Annotated in this window: 9 protein-coding genes; 6 read left to right on the top strand and 3 right to left on the bottom strand. The window is 75.5% G+C overall.

What is annotated here, in order from left to right; all coding sequences use genetic code 11:
- Positions 1-29 precede the first annotated feature (29 nt).
- Positions 30-2,567, top strand: a complete 2,538-nt coding sequence (pcrA, locus tag ACSMX9_RS09690; RefSeq protein WP_445401649.1) for a DNA helicase PcrA — start codon at positions 30-32, stop codon at positions 2,565-2,567.
- A gap of 65 nt (positions 2,568-2,632) precedes the next feature.
- On the opposite strand, the gene ACSMX9_RS09685 is transcribed toward pcrA, so the two are convergent.
- Positions 2,633-4,261, bottom strand: a complete 1,629-nt coding sequence (locus tag ACSMX9_RS09685; protein WP_445401648.1) for a M23 family metallopeptidase — start codon at positions 4,259-4,261, stop codon at positions 2,633-2,635.
- A gap of 795 nt (positions 4,262-5,056) precedes the next feature.
- On the opposite strand from ACSMX9_RS09685, the gene ACSMX9_RS09680 reads away from it, so the two are divergent.
- On the top strand, positions 5,057-5,476 hold the full coding sequence (locus ACSMX9_RS09680) for a cobalamin B12-binding domain-containing protein (RefSeq protein ID WP_445401646.1): 420 nt from the start codon (positions 5,057-5,059) through the stop codon (positions 5,474-5,476).
- A 72-nt stretch (positions 5,477-5,548) separates the two neighbouring features.
- On the opposite strand, the gene ACSMX9_RS09675 is transcribed toward ACSMX9_RS09680, so the two are convergent.
- The gene (locus ACSMX9_RS09675; protein ID WP_445401644.1) at positions 5,549-7,243 is read right to left on the bottom strand and encodes a DUF5691 domain-containing protein; all 1,695 of its coding nucleotides are present in this window, start codon (positions 7,241-7,243) and stop codon (positions 5,549-5,551) included.
- A gap of 47 nt (positions 7,244-7,290) precedes the next feature.
- A complete protein-coding gene (locus ACSMX9_RS09670) occupies positions 7,291-8,283 on the bottom strand; it encodes a hypothetical protein (RefSeq protein ID WP_445401642.1) in 993 nt (330 codons plus the stop codon).
- Positions 8,284-8,543: 260 nt separating this feature from the next.
- Here ACSMX9_RS09670 and ACSMX9_RS09665 point away from each other — a divergent pair, with 260 nt between their 5' ends.
- The 4 genes from ACSMX9_RS09665 to sucC all read left to right on the top strand — a co-directional run bounded on the left by ACSMX9_RS09665 (position 8,544) and on the right by sucC (position 14,828).
- Positions 8,544-9,731 carry an ATP-binding protein gene (locus ACSMX9_RS09665; RefSeq protein ID WP_445401640.1) on the top strand — a complete coding sequence of 396 codons (1,188 nt, stop codon included), beginning with the start codon at positions 8,544-8,546 and terminating at the stop codon, positions 9,729-9,731.
- The gene (locus ACSMX9_RS09660; RefSeq protein WP_445401638.1) at positions 9,728-12,139 is read left to right on the top strand and encodes a DUF5682 family protein; all 2,412 of its coding nucleotides are present in this window, start codon (positions 9,728-9,730) and stop codon (positions 12,137-12,139) included. Before ACSMX9_RS09665 ends, ACSMX9_RS09660 begins: the two co-directional genes overlap by 4 nt.
- Complete coding sequence (locus ACSMX9_RS09655; protein WP_445401636.1) at positions 12,136-13,335, top strand: VWA domain-containing protein; 1,200 nt, start codon at positions 12,136-12,138, stop codon at positions 13,333-13,335. Before ACSMX9_RS09660 ends, ACSMX9_RS09655 begins: the two co-directional genes overlap by 4 nt.
- A 314-nt stretch (positions 13,336-13,649) precedes the next feature.
- On the top strand, positions 13,650-14,828 hold the full coding sequence (sucC, locus tag ACSMX9_RS09650; RefSeq protein ID WP_445401634.1) for an ADP-forming succinate--CoA ligase subunit beta: 1,179 nt from the start codon (positions 13,650-13,652) through the stop codon (positions 14,826-14,828).
- Positions 14,829-14,840: the final 12 nt, after the last annotated feature.

Here is a 14,840-nt window from a genome sequence, read left to right as displayed (position 1 = left end):
TCAGTCGGGCGGCCTAGACTCGGGAGGCGATGAGCAGCCTTTTCGACGACAGCTTCCTCGCGGGACTCCAGCACCCGCGCTCCGCAGCGGACGAGGAGCCCCCGCCGCCCGAGGACGGGGGTCCGGACGAGATCCCGGACGACCTCTTCGGCGGGCGCTTCGACGGGCCGGTGCCGCACGACGCCCACTACCGCGACGGCGCGCCGCGCCCGGTGGTGGACCCGGCGGTCCTGCTGGAGGGGCTCAACGAGGAGCAGCGGGCCGCCGTGGTGCACGCCGGCTCCCCGCTGCTGATCGTCGCGGGCGCCGGCTCCGGCAAGACCCGGGTGCTCACCCACCGCATCGCGCACCTCCTCGCCGCCCGCGGGGCGCACCCCGGCCAGATCCTCGCGATCACCTTCACCAACAAGGCCGCCGGCGAGATGAAGGAACGCGTCGAGCAACTGGTGGGCCCGCGGGCCGCCGCGATGTGGGTCATGACCTTCCACAGCGCCTGCGTGCGCATCCTGCGCCGCGAGTCCAAGAAGCTCGGCTTCACCTCGTCGTTCTCCATCTACGACGCCGCCGACTCCAAGCGGCTGATGGCCCTGGTCTGCCGGGACCTGGACCTCGACCCCAAGCGGTACCCGCCCAAGTCGTTCAGCGCCAAGGTCTCCAACCTGAAGAACGAGCTGATCGACGAGGAGGACTACGCGGCCCAGGCGCAGTCGGAGCCCGGCGGCTTCGAGCGCGTCCTCGCCCAGGCGTACGCGCTCTACCAGTCGCGGCTGCGGGAGGCCAACGCCCTCGACTTCGACGACCTGATCATGACGACGGTGCACCTGCTGCGCGCCTTCCCGGACGTCGCCGAGCACTACCGCCGCCGCTTCCGGCACGTCCTGGTCGACGAGTACCAGGACACCAACCACGCCCAGTACGCGCTGGTCCGGGAGCTGGTGGGGACGGCCTCCGGCGGCCGGACCGAGGACGAGCCGCCGGCTCCGGACGAGCTGCCGCCCGCCGAACTCTGCGTGGTCGGCGACGCCGACCAGTCGATCTACGCCTTCCGCGGTGCCACCATCCGCAACATCCTCCAGTTCGAGGAGGACTACCCGGACGCCACCACGATCCTGCTGGAGCAGAACTACCGCTCCACGCAGACCATCCTGAGCGCCGCCAACGCCGTCATCGAACGCAACGAGAGCCGCCGCCCCAAGAACCTGTGGACCAAGGCCGGCGCCGGCGCGGCGATCACCGGCTACGTCGCCGACACCGAACACGACGAGGCGCAGTTCGTCGCCGACGAGATCGACCGGCTCACCGACGCCGGCGAGGCCAAGGCCGGCGACGTCGCCGTCTTCTACCGCACCAACGCCCAGTCCCGGGTCTTCGAAGAGGTCTTCATCCGGGTCGGGCTGCCGTACAAGGTGGTCGGCGGGGTCCGCTTCTACGAGCGCAAGGAGGTCCGGGACGTCCTCGCCTACCTGCGGGTGCTGGCCAACCCGGAGGACTCGGTGCCGCTGCGCCGCATCCTGAACGTCCCCAAGCGCGGCATCGGGGACCGGGCCGAGGCGATGGTCGACGCCCTGGCACAGCGCGAGAAGATCAGCTTCCCGCAGGCCCTGCGCCGGGTGGACGAGGCGTACGGCATGGCCGCCCGGTCCACCAACGCGGTGCGGCGGTTCAACGTGCTGATGGAGGAGCTGCGCACCGTCGTCGAGTCGGGCGCCGGCCCGGCCACCGTGCTGGAGGCGGTCCTCGAACGCACCGGCTACCTCGCGGAGTTGCAGTCCTCGACCGACCCGCAGGACGAGACCCGGATCGAGAACCTCCAGGAACTCGCCGCGGTGGCCCTGGAGTTCGAGCAGGAGCGGAGCGCCGCCGCGGAAGCCGCCGAGGAGGGCCCCGCCGAGGGCGCCCCGGCGGTCGGCGGGGCCACCCTCGCGGAGTTCCTGGAGCAGGTCGCCCTGGTCGCCGACTCCGACCAGATCCCCGACGAGGAGGACGGCAACGGCGTCATCACCCTGATGACCCTGCACACCGCCAAGGGCCTGGAGTTCCCGGTGGTCTTCCTCACCGGCATGGAGGACGGCGTCTTCCCGCACCTGCGGGCCCTCGGCCAGACCAAGGAACTGGAGGAGGAGCGCCGGTTGGCGTACGTGGGCATCACCCGGGCCCGGGAGCGGCTCTACCTCACCCGGTCCACCCTGCGCAGCGCCTGGGGCCAGCCCTCCTACAACCCGCCCTCACGGTTCCTGGAGGAGATCCCCGAGACGCACCTGACCTGGAAGCGCAAGGGCGCGCCGGCGGCCCCCGCCTTCGGCGCGACCTCCGGGATCGCCGCCTCGCTGTCGTCCAGCAGGTCCCGCTCGGCCGGCTCCGGGGCCTCCGGCTTCGCGACCCGCCGCGCGGGGGAGAAGCCGGTGGTGGCCCTCGCGGTCGGGGACCGGGTGACCCACGACCAGTTCGGTCTGGGCACCGTGGTCGGGGTGAAGGGCGCCGGCTCCAACGCCGAAGCCACCGTCGACTTCGGGGACGAGAAGCCCAAGCGGCTGCTGCTGCGGTACGCGCCGGTGGAGAAGCTCTAGGAACGCCGGTGGGGGCGCCTCCGTCACGGAGGCGCCCCCACCGACGTGTGTTCGGGGTGCGGCGATCAGGTCGGGTCGAGCCCGTGGCTGCGGAACCAGGCCAGCGGGTCCACCGGGGAGCCGCCGCCGGGACGGACCTCGAAGTGCAGGTGCGGGCCGGTGGAGTTGCCGGAGTCCCCGGAGTAGGCGATGACGTCGCCCGCCTTCACCGGACCGTTCACCACGGTGTACCGGGAGAGGTGGCAGTACCAGGTCTCGGTGCCGTCCTTGGCGGTGAGGATGACCATGTTGCCGTAGGCGGGGTTGATCTGCGTCCGGACGGTGCCGTCGGTGGCGGCCTTCACCGGGGTGCCGTAGCCGACCGGGAAGTCGATACCGGTGTGCAGGGACATCCAGTTGATGCCGGCCTGGCCGTAGTAGGCGCTCAGCCCGTTCCGGTCCACCGGCAGGGCGAACTTGGGGCGCAGCCGCTCCTTGCGGGCGGCCTCCTCAGCGGCCCGCTTGCGCTCCGCCTCCTGCCGGACCTTGAAGTCGATGCGCTCCTGGGTGCGGCTGGCCCGGTCGGCGAAGTCGCCGGCGTCCGCGGAGAGACCCGCGATCTGGGTGTCGAGCTTGCTGTTGACGACGGACGGCTTGACCGGGGCGACCTCGGGCGCGGCGACCGTGGTCTCCTTCTCCTCGGAGTCGCCGCCCAGACCGACGGAGGCGGCGGCGATGCCGGCCACTCCCATCACGCAGGCGGAGGGCACCGCGACGGTCAACAGCGCGGACCGCTTGGCCGGGGTGCGCCCCGCGGGGGTGCGGCGACGCGAGCGGGGCCGGCCGCCGGGGGCGGTCCGCTGCGACAGCACCACCGGGCCCATGTCCAGGGGGTCGAGGTCCTCGGCGGGACGCTCGGCGTCGCCGAACGCGGTGTCGGTGAGGGCGGGGAGGACGCTGGTCGCGTCGTGCTCCAGCAGCGCGGAGGTGTCGAGTCCCGCGCAGATGGTCTCCTGCTGGTCGAAGGAGGCCGGCGCCGGTGCCGGATAGCCCTCCGAACCGGTGGGACCGGGCTGTCCGTAGGGCTCCGAGGTCCCCTGCCCGTCGTAGGCGGGGTACGCGTCGTACAGGGTGGCGTCGGCGGCGCCGGCGGAGTTCCAGGCGGTCGCGTCGTACGCGCCGGAGTCGGTGCCGGTGACGGCGAACTCCTGGGGGGCGAAGGAGCCGGTGTCGTAGGTCGCCCCGGCGAACTGCTGCGTCTGCCACTGGCCGGTGTCGCCGGAGGGCACCGCACCGGGCTGTGCCTCCTCGGGGAGTCCGCCGAGCGGATACCCGTGGACCTCCCAACCGCCGCCGGTGGCATAGGAGTCGGTCGCTCCGGTGTCGTACGCCTGCTGCTGCGCCGGATAGGTCTCGTAGCCGCCGAACGCGGCGTGGGTGCCGGTGTCGACGCCGTCCGGATACGTCGCCGGCGCCGCGGCCCAGGTCCCTCCGTCGTAGGCGTCCACGCCGTCCGAGGGGGCGGCGGGTCCGCCGTACAGCGGGTCGGGGTCGTAGCCGGTGGCGAACGAACCGTTGACGTGGCCCCCCTGGTCTCCGTAGCCCCCGTAACCATGGTGCTGGACGCCCTGGTCGTACGTTCCGAAGGGGAACGCATCCGCTTCCTGCGGTACTTCCGGGGGAGTAGCGATCCCCGCCGAGTGACGGTCGTTCACCAACTTCTCTTTCGCTCGGAAGTCAGGAGCTGGGCTGGGACCTGACGACGGTGCCGTGCGGGGTGGGCCCAGGGGGCGGAGCAAGTGCGGCGACTGTACCCGGCGGTATGCGGGCGGGACAATCTTCGTCGGGTTTCCCGCCGGCGTGAAAGGGGCATTCGGTCGCCTTTTGACGGCCCCTCGACGGAGCCTTGGCCATGTGTTCGATTAACGTTCGATCATCGGGCGTTCTTGTGGTAGGAGGTCGACGGGGCACGTCCGCGGTCGAACGCGGAGGGCGTGCGGGGGCGTGTCGCGGGGTGAGGGAAGCGCCTCGGGGCGGTCGGGATCAGGGGCGACCGGGGTGGGTCCGGACGGGGAGGGTCTCCTTCCGTCGCCCCTCGGGAGGGGGAGCGGGGGGAGGCGCGGAGTACGGAGCGGATGCTGACGTTCCGGTTGCGGATATCGGATGTGATCTCGGTCACGGTCGCTCGGTGCGTGTCCGGCGCGGGCGTGGCGGCCCGTATCCCGTCACCGTCGAGCACTTCCCGGGCACCGGAGGTGACCGCTCGACGGCTCGCGGGCGCCCGGCGCCCCGTCCCTGCGCGGGGCGCCGCCGCGGGCTCCTCCCGCGTGTGATTTCCCCCTCGGCCGGCTCCGCGGAGCTGACGGCCGGCCCCGCGCCCGGGATAACGTTCGTTCACCAACCGGGTCCGCGGGGCCGGGGCACCGGCGACGGAGCAGCCGTCGACGTCCGGGGGCACCGTGGGTGGACGCCCCTCGGCGGTCCGTTCTCGTACGTACTGGGAGGCAGTGATGGGTGTGACAGCCGGGCCGATCCGCGTGGTGGTCGCCAAGCCGGGACTCGACGGCCACGACCGGGGCGCGAAGGTCATCGCGAGGGCGCTGCGGGACGCCGGGATGGAGGTCATCTACACCGGACTGCACCAGACCCCGGAACAGATCGTCGACACCGCGATCCAGGAGGACGCCGACGCGATCGGGCTCTCCGTCCTCTCCGGCGCCCACAACACCCTCTTCGCCCGGGTCCTCGAACTCCTCGCGGAACGCGACGCGCAGGACATCAAGGTCTTCGGCGGCGGCATCATCCCCGAAGCCGACATCGGCCCGCTCAAGGAACGCGGCGTCGCCGAGATCTTCACCCCGGGCGCCACCACCACGGCCATCGTGGAGTGGGTGCGGGAGAACATCCGCACCCCGTCCGCCCAGGCGTAGCGCCACCGCGGCCGCCGGCCCCCGAACGTGCGTGGGGCCGGCCCCGCGCACGTCGAGCCGCCCCCGACCGACTCACGTACCGGGGGCGGGTGCCAACTCGGCCAGCATCACCGCCCGCAGCCGCAAGGTCGCCACCAGGCGTCGGAAGGACTCGGCCCAGTAGTCGCCCGCCCCGGGCGCCGCGTCCGCCGGTGCGGCGGTGGCTGCCGTGAGCCCCGTCGTCGCCGCGAGCCGTTCCCCCTCCGCCGGATCCAGGCAGCGCTCCGCGAGCCCCATCACCCCGCTGAAGCTCCACGGGTAGCCGCCCGCGTCCCGGGCGATGTCCAAGGCGTCGACCACCGCCCGGCCCAACGAACGGGACCAGGGCACCGCACAGCCGCCGAGCAACTGGAACGCCTCCGACAGCCCGTGCCCGGCGACGAACCCCGCCACCCAGTCGGCCCGTTCCGCCGCCGGCAGCACGGCCAGCAGCCTCGCCCGGTCGGCCAGCGACACGGCCCCCGACCCGCCCGCCTCCGGAGCTGTGGGCGCGCCCAGCAGCGCCCGCGCCCAGTCGGCGTTCCGCTGCCGGACCGCCGCCCGGCACCAGGCGGCGTGCAGTTCCTCGCGCCAGCCGTCGGCCACCGCAAGCGCCAGCACCGCCGCCGGGCCCGCCACGCCCAGCCGGCCGGGCCACCGGTCGAGCGGGGCCGCCGCCACCAACTGGCCCAGCCACCAGGAGCGTTCGCCCCGTCCGGCCGGCGGTCTCGCCAGCACGCCGTCGCGCTCCAGTGCGGGATCGCAGGAGTGCGGCGCCTCCACCACGATCGTGGTCACCCCCTCGCCGCGCTCCGGCGCCACGCAGGCCGCCGCCCGCCGCGCCATCCGCCCGGCCAGCGCGGACCGCGGCAGCCCCGCCAGCAGCTCGGCGGCCGTGGCCCGGACGTTGCGGCTGCGGTCGGTCAGGGCCGCCTCCAGGAACGGCTCGTCGGCCGGCCCCAGCCCGGTGCGCAGCGCGTCGAGGAACATCAGCCGGTCCTCCGCCCGCTCCTGCGCCCAGCCCTCGACGAGCAGGGCGCGCGCCGCGTCAGGGTCCCGGAGCCGCAAGGACTCCAGCAGCGCGGCCCGTTCCGCGAACAACCCCTCCCGCCAGCGCCGCCGCACCGCCTCCGGCCCCTCCCCGGCCACCGGGTCCGTCCCGGCCGCCCCCGCGCGCAGCACGAACCGCCAATCGGGGTTGAGCCCGGCCAGCCACCGGGCGCGCACCCCCGCGTACCGGAGGACCGCCGGCCGCAGATCGGTACGCGCCCGGGCCGCGTCCAACAGGGCGGGCAGCACCTCGGGCCGCGGCGCGTAGCCGTGCGCGTTCGCCACCGCCAGCCATTCGGGCAGCAACTCCGTCAGCTGGGGCAGTCCGGGCGCGGCCCCCCGGCGGCCGGCGTCACCGGGGCGCGACAACTCCGCCAGCAGGGTCGACAGCCGGTGCGCCGCCGAGGGCGGGGTGGGCGGTCGCGGGTCGACGGGCGCGGGCGGCGGCAACGGTGCCGCGACCGCCGGCGTGAGGCCCGCCCGCCGTCGCACCACCCGGGCGGCCAACGCGTCCAGCAACGCGGCCGGCCCTCCGGGCACCCCCCGCCGGTCGGTGCCCACCAGCGCGGCCACCACCAGCGCCTCCCACTCCCCGTCCGGCGCGGCCCCCGCGCCACCGGTGCCCGCCCCGCCGACGGCCCTGTCGCCGCCCGCCCCGGCGGTCCGTCCGCCCGCGCGTCCGCGTTCCTCCCGACCCATGCGCCCCCGCTCCCTCGGCCCGCCGATCCGTCCTTGCCCCGTCCGCGTCACCCCAGGGGCACCACCACCCCGTCCGCGCCCCACACGGCGAGCGGGCGCAGACCCGTGTGCCCCAGCTCCCCGAAGACGGTCACCCCCGTGCCGCCCGCGAAGGCGACCAGCCGCCACGGCGCCGCGCCCCGCGGGAACTCCGGCACGAACGGCAACGCCCGACCGGTCGACGGCTCGACCACCTGCCCCCGCCCCTCCCCGGTGAGCACGGGCACCACCCCCGCGAGCGTCACCGCCCGCCCCTCCGTCCAGGGGTCCGCCGCCACCGCCGCCCCGTACCCGGCGAGCGCCGCCGCCACCGACCCGCCCGCCGGGACCCGAGCCCCGGGCGCCCGCCCGCCCGGGGGCGGCGGCGTCACCCCGCGCACCTCCCCCAGGTCCAGCCGCGACCACGCCGCCCCCGGGTGGGGGAGTGCCGTCGCCGCCACCACGCCCCCGACCGGCAGCGACAGTTCGGGCGCCCGCCCCGGTGCCCCGTACGACAGCACCAGCCCCGTCCGGCCGGACCCCGCCCCGTGCACCCAGATCCGGCGGACCGTCAACCGGGCGCCCCCGCCCCGGTCGTACGGGTCCTGGTGGTCGTGCTGCGCCAGCACCAGCCACCGGTCCGGCACCGGCTCCCCCCGCGGCACGGACGGCAGCCCCACCCGGGTGCGCACCGTGGCGGCCAGCGGGGCCGGCAGGGCGTCCCGGCGCAGCCACCCCCCGACCAGCAGGTGCAGCAGCGCGCACTCCTCCACCAGCCGGGCCGGTCCTCCCGGCCCGGCCCCCGGTAGCGCGCCCAACCCCCGCACCCGCGCGGCGAGTCCGGGCGCCTGCGCGTCCACCATCCGCGCCGCGGTCTCCTCCCACGCCGCGGCCCCCTCCCGTTCGGCCGCGGCCAGCCCCCCGCGCAGTACGTCGGCGAGCCGCTCCTGCAACTCCCGGGCTCCGGCCGTGACCCGCGCGGCCCGCCGCTCCGCCCGCCGGCGGGCCGCCTCCGGGTCCACCGGGGCGGTGCCCCCGCGGACGGCACCGGACAGACCCGTGCGTGACGCACGGTCACCTACGGCTGCGTGCGGCCCGTTTCCCGTCCCCCGTGTCCCCGGCATGCCCCGCGCCTCCTCTCCCGACATGCCACCGACCGTAGGGGGCGCCACTGACAATCCGCCCTGACCTGCGCGTTCACCAAGACCGGGGGGCATTGTCAGTGGCGTGGTGCACGGTGGACAGCGGATCAGAAAGCTTCGATCTGGAGGGGGACCGCCACATGTCCGTGCCCGTGCCCACACCATCCACTTCCTCACCGTCCGTGTCGCCGACGGCATCGGCCGCACCGACGTCGGGTGCCTCGGCCGCACCGTCCGCAGGCGTCGGGAGCGAGGTGCTCCGGCCGCATGCCGAGGACGCCTTCGCCGCCGAACTCGCCGCGCTCGCCGTCCACGACGACCGTCCCCGCCCGGAGCGCTGGCGGCTCTCGCCGCGGGCGGTCGCCACCTACGTCCTCGGCGGCAGCCTCCCGGACGGCACCGTCATCACCCCCAAGTACGTCGGCCCGCGGCGCGTCGTCGAGGTCGCCGTCACCACCCTCGCCACCGACCGCGCCCTGCTGCTGCTCGGAGTGCCCGGCACCGCGAAGACCTGGCTCTCCGAGCACCTCGCGGCGGCCGTCAGCGGGGACTCGACCCTGCTGGTCCAGGGCACCGCGGGCACCCCGGAGGAAGCGCTGCGCTACGGCTGGAACTACGCCCGGCTGCTGGCGCACGGACCCGGCCGCGAGGCCCTCGTCCCCGGCCCCGTGCTGCGGGCCATGGCCGAGGGGCGGCTGGCCCGGGTGGAGGAACTCACCCGCATCCCCGCCGACGTGCAGGACTCCCTCATCACGATCCTCTCCGAGAAGACCCTGCCGATCCCTGAACTCGGAGAGGAGGTCCAGGCCGTCCGCGGCTTCAACCTCATCGCCACCGCCAACGACCGCGACCGCGGCGTCAACGAACTGTCCGGCGCGCTGCGCCGCCGGTTCAACACGGTGGTGCTGCCGCTGCCGGCGAGCGCCGACGACGAGGTCGAGATCGTCGCCCGCCGGGTCGGACAGCTCGGCGGAGCGCTCGACCTGCCGTCCGCGACGGACGGCGCCCGGGAGATCCGACGGGTGGTCACCGTCTTCCGCGAACTGCGCGAGGGGGTCACCGTCGACGGCCGGACCAGGGTGAAGTCCCCCAGCGGCACGCTCTCCACCGCCGAGGCGATCTCCGTGGTCACCCAGGGACTCGCGCTCGCCGCCCACTTCGGCGACGGCGCGCTGCGCCCCGCCGACTTTGCCGCGGGACTGCGGGGGGCCGTCGTCCGCGACCCGGCCACCGACCGGGTGGTCTGGGAGGAGTACCTGGAGACGGTGGTCCGCGAACGCGAGGGCTGGACGGACCTCTACCGCGCCTGCCGGGAGGTGGGCGCATGACCGGGACGCGCACCCCCGCGGCCGGCCCGCTGCTGCTCGGCGTCCGCCACCACGGCCCCGGCTCGGCGCGCGGCGTGGCCGCCGCCCTGACGGCGGCGGAGCCGCCGGCCGTGCTGATCGAGGGGCCCCCGGAGGCCGACGCACTGCTGCCGCTCGCCGCCGACCCGGGGATGCGGCCCCCGGTGGCGCTGCTGGCGCGGGTGCCGGACGACCCGGAGGCCACGGCCTGCTGGCCGTTCGCGGAGTTCTCCCCGGAGTGGGTCGCCCTGCGCTGGGCCCTGCGGCGCGGCGTGCCGGTGCGGTTCGTCGACATCCCGGCCGCCCACTCGTTGGCCCGGCCGTCCGCCCCGTCCCGACCCGGGGGGCACCGCGACCCGGTGGCCGAACTCGCCGCGGCGGCCGGGCACTTTGACCCCGAGCACTGGTGGGAGGACGTGGTCGAACACCCGTCGGCCACGGCCGCCCCCGGCGATCCGCTGGCCCCGTTCGCGGCGCTGGCGGAGGCGATGACCGCCCTGCGGGAGACGGAACCGGCGTCTGCCGGGGCCGGGGGCGACCCCGGCTGGGAGGTGGCCCGCGAGGCCCAGATGCGGCTGCGGCTGCGGGCGGCCCGCCGGGAGTTCGGCGACGGGGTCGCCGTGGTGTGCGGCGCCTGGCACGTGCCGGCGCTGCGCCGGCCGGTCCCGGTCGCCTCCGACCGGGAGCGGCTGCGCGGGCTGCCGAAGGTGCGGGTGGAGCTCACCTGGGTGCCGTGGACCCACCGCAGGCTGACCCGGGACGACGGGTACGGCGCGGGCATCGGCTCGCCCGGCTGGTACGGGCACCTGTTCCGCAGCCCCGACCGCCCCGTGGAGCGCTGGCTGACCGAGGTCGCCGGGCTGCTGCGGGCCGAGGGGCGGGCCGTCTCCTCCGCCGAGGTGATCGAGGCCGTGCGGCTGGCCGGGGCGCTGGCCGCGCTCCGCGGCCGGCCGCTGCCCGGGCTGCCCGAGACCCTGGACGCGGTGCGGGCCGTGATGTGCGAGGGCTCGGAGGTGCCGCTGGCCCTGGTGCACGACCGGCTCGTCGTCGGGGACGCCCTGGGGCGGGTGCCCGAGGCGGCGCCCGCCGCACCGCTCCAGCGAGACCTGAACCGGCTCCAGCGCACCCTGCGGCTCGCTCCCGAAGCGGCGGAACGGGAGCGGGAACTCGACCTGCGCAAGCCCCTCGACGCCGAACGCAGCCGACTGCTGCACCGGCTGCGCCTGCTCGACGTGGCCTGGGGCGAGCCGGTGGACGCCCGCCCCGGCACCGGCACCTTCCGGGAGGCGTGGCGACTGCGGTGGCGACCGGAACTCGCGGTGCGGGTCGCCGAGGCGGGTGTGTGGGGGAGCACGGTGCGGGAGGCCGCTGCCGCCCGCACCCAGGCGCGGGCGGTGTCCGCCGAGGGGCTCGCCGAGGTCACCGCCCTGGCCGAACGCTGTCTGCTGGCCGACCTCGGGGAGGCGCTGGCGGCGGTGATGCGGGTGCTCGCCGACCGGGCCGCCCTCGACCCGGACGTCGGCCGGCTGGCCGCCGCACTGCCCGCCCTGGTCCGGGCGGTGCGGTACGGCGACGTCCGGGGCACCGACACGGGCGCGCTGCGCACCGTCGCCGAGGGCCTCGCCGAACGGGTGTGCGTGGGCCTGCCCCTGGCGTGCACGGCGCTGGACGAGGAGGCCGCCGCCGCGATGCGGGTGCACCTGGACGCGGTGCACGGGGCGGTGGGCCTGCTCGCCCGGGCCCCCGCGCCGCCCCCGGCAGCACCTGGCGCGCCCGACCCCCGGCCGGGCCCCGGCGCCCCACCCGCCCCGGCCGGACGGGGCGGCGGACGGGGCGCGGCCCCCCGGGCCGGTCCGCTCGCCCGCTGGTACGGAGTGCTGCACCTGCTCGCCACCCGGGAGCGGGTGCACGGCACCCTCCGGGGGCGGGCCGCCCGCGTCCTGCTGGACGAGGGCGAACTCGCCGAGGAGACGGCGGCCCGACTGCTGGGCCTGGCCCTGTCGCCCGGCACCCCGCCGCGGGAGGCCGCCGCCTGGTTGGACGGATTCGTCGGCGGGGGGCCCGGCGGCGGTCTGCTGCTGGTCCACGACCCGCGGGTGCGGGAACTGGTCGACCGCTGGCTGTGCGCGGTCCCCGCGCAGGCGTTCACGGAGGTGCTGCCGCTGCTGCGGCGGACCTTCGCCGCCTACGAGCCGGCCGTCCGCCGCACCCTGGGCGAACTGGTCCGCGGGCGGGCCGGGCCCGGCGGTGCCGGCCCGGCCGCGACCGGCTTCGGCGCGGAACCCGACCCGGTGCGGGCCGCCGCGGTCGACACGGTCCTGACGCTGCTCCTCGGGCCCGCCCCGCCCACCCCCGACCCCCCGGCACCCGGCGAGGAGACCCCCGCATGACCGCACCGGACGTTCCGCCCGCGCCCCTGCCGGACCCGGCCGTCGAGCGGGCCCGACGCTGGCGGCTGGTGCTCGGCGCGCCGGCCGCCCCGGATCCGGCGCCGCCCCTCTCCGGCACTGACGCCGCACTGGACCGCACCCTCGCCGCCCTCTACGAGCGGCCCGACCCCGCGTCCCCGGGCGCCGACCGCACCGGCGGCCTCGGCGCCTCCGCCCCCTCCGTCACCCGCTGGCTCGGCGACCTCCGCACCCACTTCCCGTCCTCGGTGGTCCAGGTGATGCAGCGGGACGCGATCGACCGGCTCGGGCTGACCGCGCTGCTGCTGGAGCCGGAGCTCCTGGCGGAGGTCACCCCGGACGTCCACCTGGTGGGCGCCCTGCTGTCACTGCGGCAGGCCCTGCCGGAGCGGACCCGGCAGACGGCGCGCACGGTGGTCCGCACCGTGGTGGCGGAGCTGGAGCGCCGGCTCGCGTCCCGTACCCGCACCGCCGTCCGGGGCGCCCTGGACCGGGGCGCCCGGGTGCGGCGCCCCCGTCACCGGGACATCGACTGGAACCGGACGATCGCCGCCAACCTGGTCCACTACCTGCCGGAGCACCGCACGCTCGTCCCCGAACGGCTGGTCGGCCGGGGACGGGCGGACCGGGCGGTCGGCAAGGACGTGTTCCTCTGCGTCGACCAGTCCGGTTCGATGGCGGCGTCCGTGGTGTACGCGGCGGTCTTCGGCGCGGTGCTGGCGTCGATCCGGACGCTCACCACCCGACTGGTCGTCTTCGACACCGCGGTGGTGGACCTCACCGAGGCGCTGGACGATCCGGTGGACGTGCTCTTCGGCACCCGGCTCGGCGGCGGCACGGACATCGCCCGGGCCCTCGCCCACTGCCAGCAGCGGATCACCCGGCCGGCCGAAACGGTCCTCGTCCTGATATCCGACCTGCACGAGGGCGGGGTGCGGGGCGAGCTGACGAAACGGGTCGCGGCGCTCCGGGCGTCCGGGGTGCGGTGCCTGGTGCTGCTCGCGCTCTCCGACGAGGGCGCTCCGGCCTACGACCACCGGCAGGCGGCCGAGCTCGCCGCGCTCGGCGTCCCCGCCTTCGCCTGCACGCCCGACGCGTTCCCCGAGGTCATGGCCGCCGCACTGGAAGGCCGTCCGGTCGTCCCGCCCACTGCCGGGGAGGGCGCCGGCACCCTGTAGGGGCGGGTGGCCGCAGGCGCCGCCGCCCCTCCTCCCCCGGGCCCGGGGGACCGTCGCGCAGGCCCGGACGAGCGGGGCGCACCCCGCGCACCACGGCCCTCCCACCCGCCCCGTGCGCCCCTGTGACTGTTATCACCGGCTCCGGACCACCCACGGCGAGAAGTCCCCCACCGGACGGGGATAACCTGCGAGACGGACATGCCGCGTGCCCGGCCGACCGTGTGCGCATCCCAAGTGACCGCGGAGTCACGTTGCCCATCGCGGCACGCCCACGCAGACAACGAACCGCGAGATCACGATAGGGACGGACGCGCGTGGACCTGTTCGAGTACCAGGCGAGGGACCTCTTCGCCAAGCACGGTGTACCGGTGCTGGCCGGTGAAGTCATCGACACGCCTGAGGCGGCGCGCGAGGCGACCGAGCGACTGGGCGGCAAGTCGGTCGTCAAGGCGCAGGTGAAGGTCGGCGGTCGTGGCAAGGCGGGCGGCGTCAAGCTGGCCGCGACGCCCGACGAGGCCGTCGCCCGCGCGACGGACATCCTCGGCATGGACATCAAGGGCCACACGGTCCACAAGGTGATGATCGCCGAGACGGCCCCGGAGATCGCCGAGGAGTACTACGTCTCCTACCTCCTGGACCGCACCAACCGGACCTTCCTCGCCATGGCGTCGGTCCAGGGCGGCATGGACATCGAGGAGGTGGCCGCCAACACCCCCGAGGCCCTCGCCAAGGTGCCCGTCGACGCCAACCAGGGCGTGACCATCGAGAAGGCCCGCGAGATCGTCGCCCAGGCGAAGTTCCCGGCCGAGGTCGCCGAGCAGGTCGCCGAGATCCTGGTCACCCTGTGGGACACCTTCAAGGCCGAGGACGCGCTCCTGGTCGAGGTCAACCCGCTGGCCAAGGTCGCCGACGGCCGGGTCATCGCCCTCGACGGCAAGGTGTCCCTGGACGCCAACGCCGAGTTCCGCCAGCCGGAGCACGCCGCCCTGGAGGACAAGGCCGCGGCCAACCCGCTGGAGGCCGCCGCCAAGGCCAAGAACCTCAACTACGTCAAGCTCGACGGCGAGGTCGGCATCATCGGCAACGGCGCGGGTCTCGTGATGAGCACCCTGGACGTCGTCGCCTACGCCGGCGAGAACCACGGTGGCGTCAAGCCCGCCAACTTCCTCGACATCGGCGGCGGCGCCTCGGCGCAGGTCATGGCCGACGGCCTGGAGATCATCCTGGGCGACGCGGACGTCAAGTCCGTGTTCGTCAACGTCTTCGGCGGCATCACCGCCTGCGACGAGGTCGCCAACGGCATCGTCCAGGCCCTCCAGCTGCTCAAGGACAAGGGCGAAGAGGTCACCAAGCCCCTCGTCGTCCGCCTCGACGGCAACAACGCGGAGCTGGGTCGCAAGATCCTGTCCGACGCCAACCACCCGCTGGTGCAGCGCGTGGACACCATGGACGGAGCGGCCGACAAGGCCGCCGAGCTCGCGGCTGCGAAGTAAGGGACGAGGTTT

It is taken from the genome of Streptomyces sp. LE64, from assembly GCF_052606915.1.
The sequence above is the reverse complement of the archived record's forward strand: the minus strand, read 5'-3'. Positions and strand labels throughout refer to the sequence as shown.

Coding starts and splice junctions, on each gene's coding strand:
- pcrA (WP_445401649.1), top strand. CDS start 30: ATGAGCAGCCTTTTCGACGACAGCTTCCTCGCGGGACTCCAGCACCCG.
- ACSMX9_RS09680 (WP_445401646.1), top strand. CDS start 5,057: ATGGGTGTGACAGCCGGGCCGATCCGCGTGGTGGTCGCCAAGCCGGGA.
- ACSMX9_RS09675 (WP_445401644.1), bottom strand. CDS start 7,243: ATGGGTCGGGAGGAACGCGGACGCGCGGGCGGACGGACCGCCGGGGCG.
- ACSMX9_RS09665 (WP_445401640.1), top strand. CDS start 8,544: ATGTCCGTGCCCGTGCCCACACCATCCACTTCCTCACCGTCCGTGTCG.
- ACSMX9_RS09660 (WP_445401638.1), top strand. CDS start 9,728: ATGACCGGGACGCGCACCCCCGCGGCCGGCCCGCTGCTGCTCGGCGTC.
- ACSMX9_RS09655 (WP_445401636.1), top strand. CDS start 12,136: ATGACCGCACCGGACGTTCCGCCCGCGCCCCTGCCGGACCCGGCCGTC.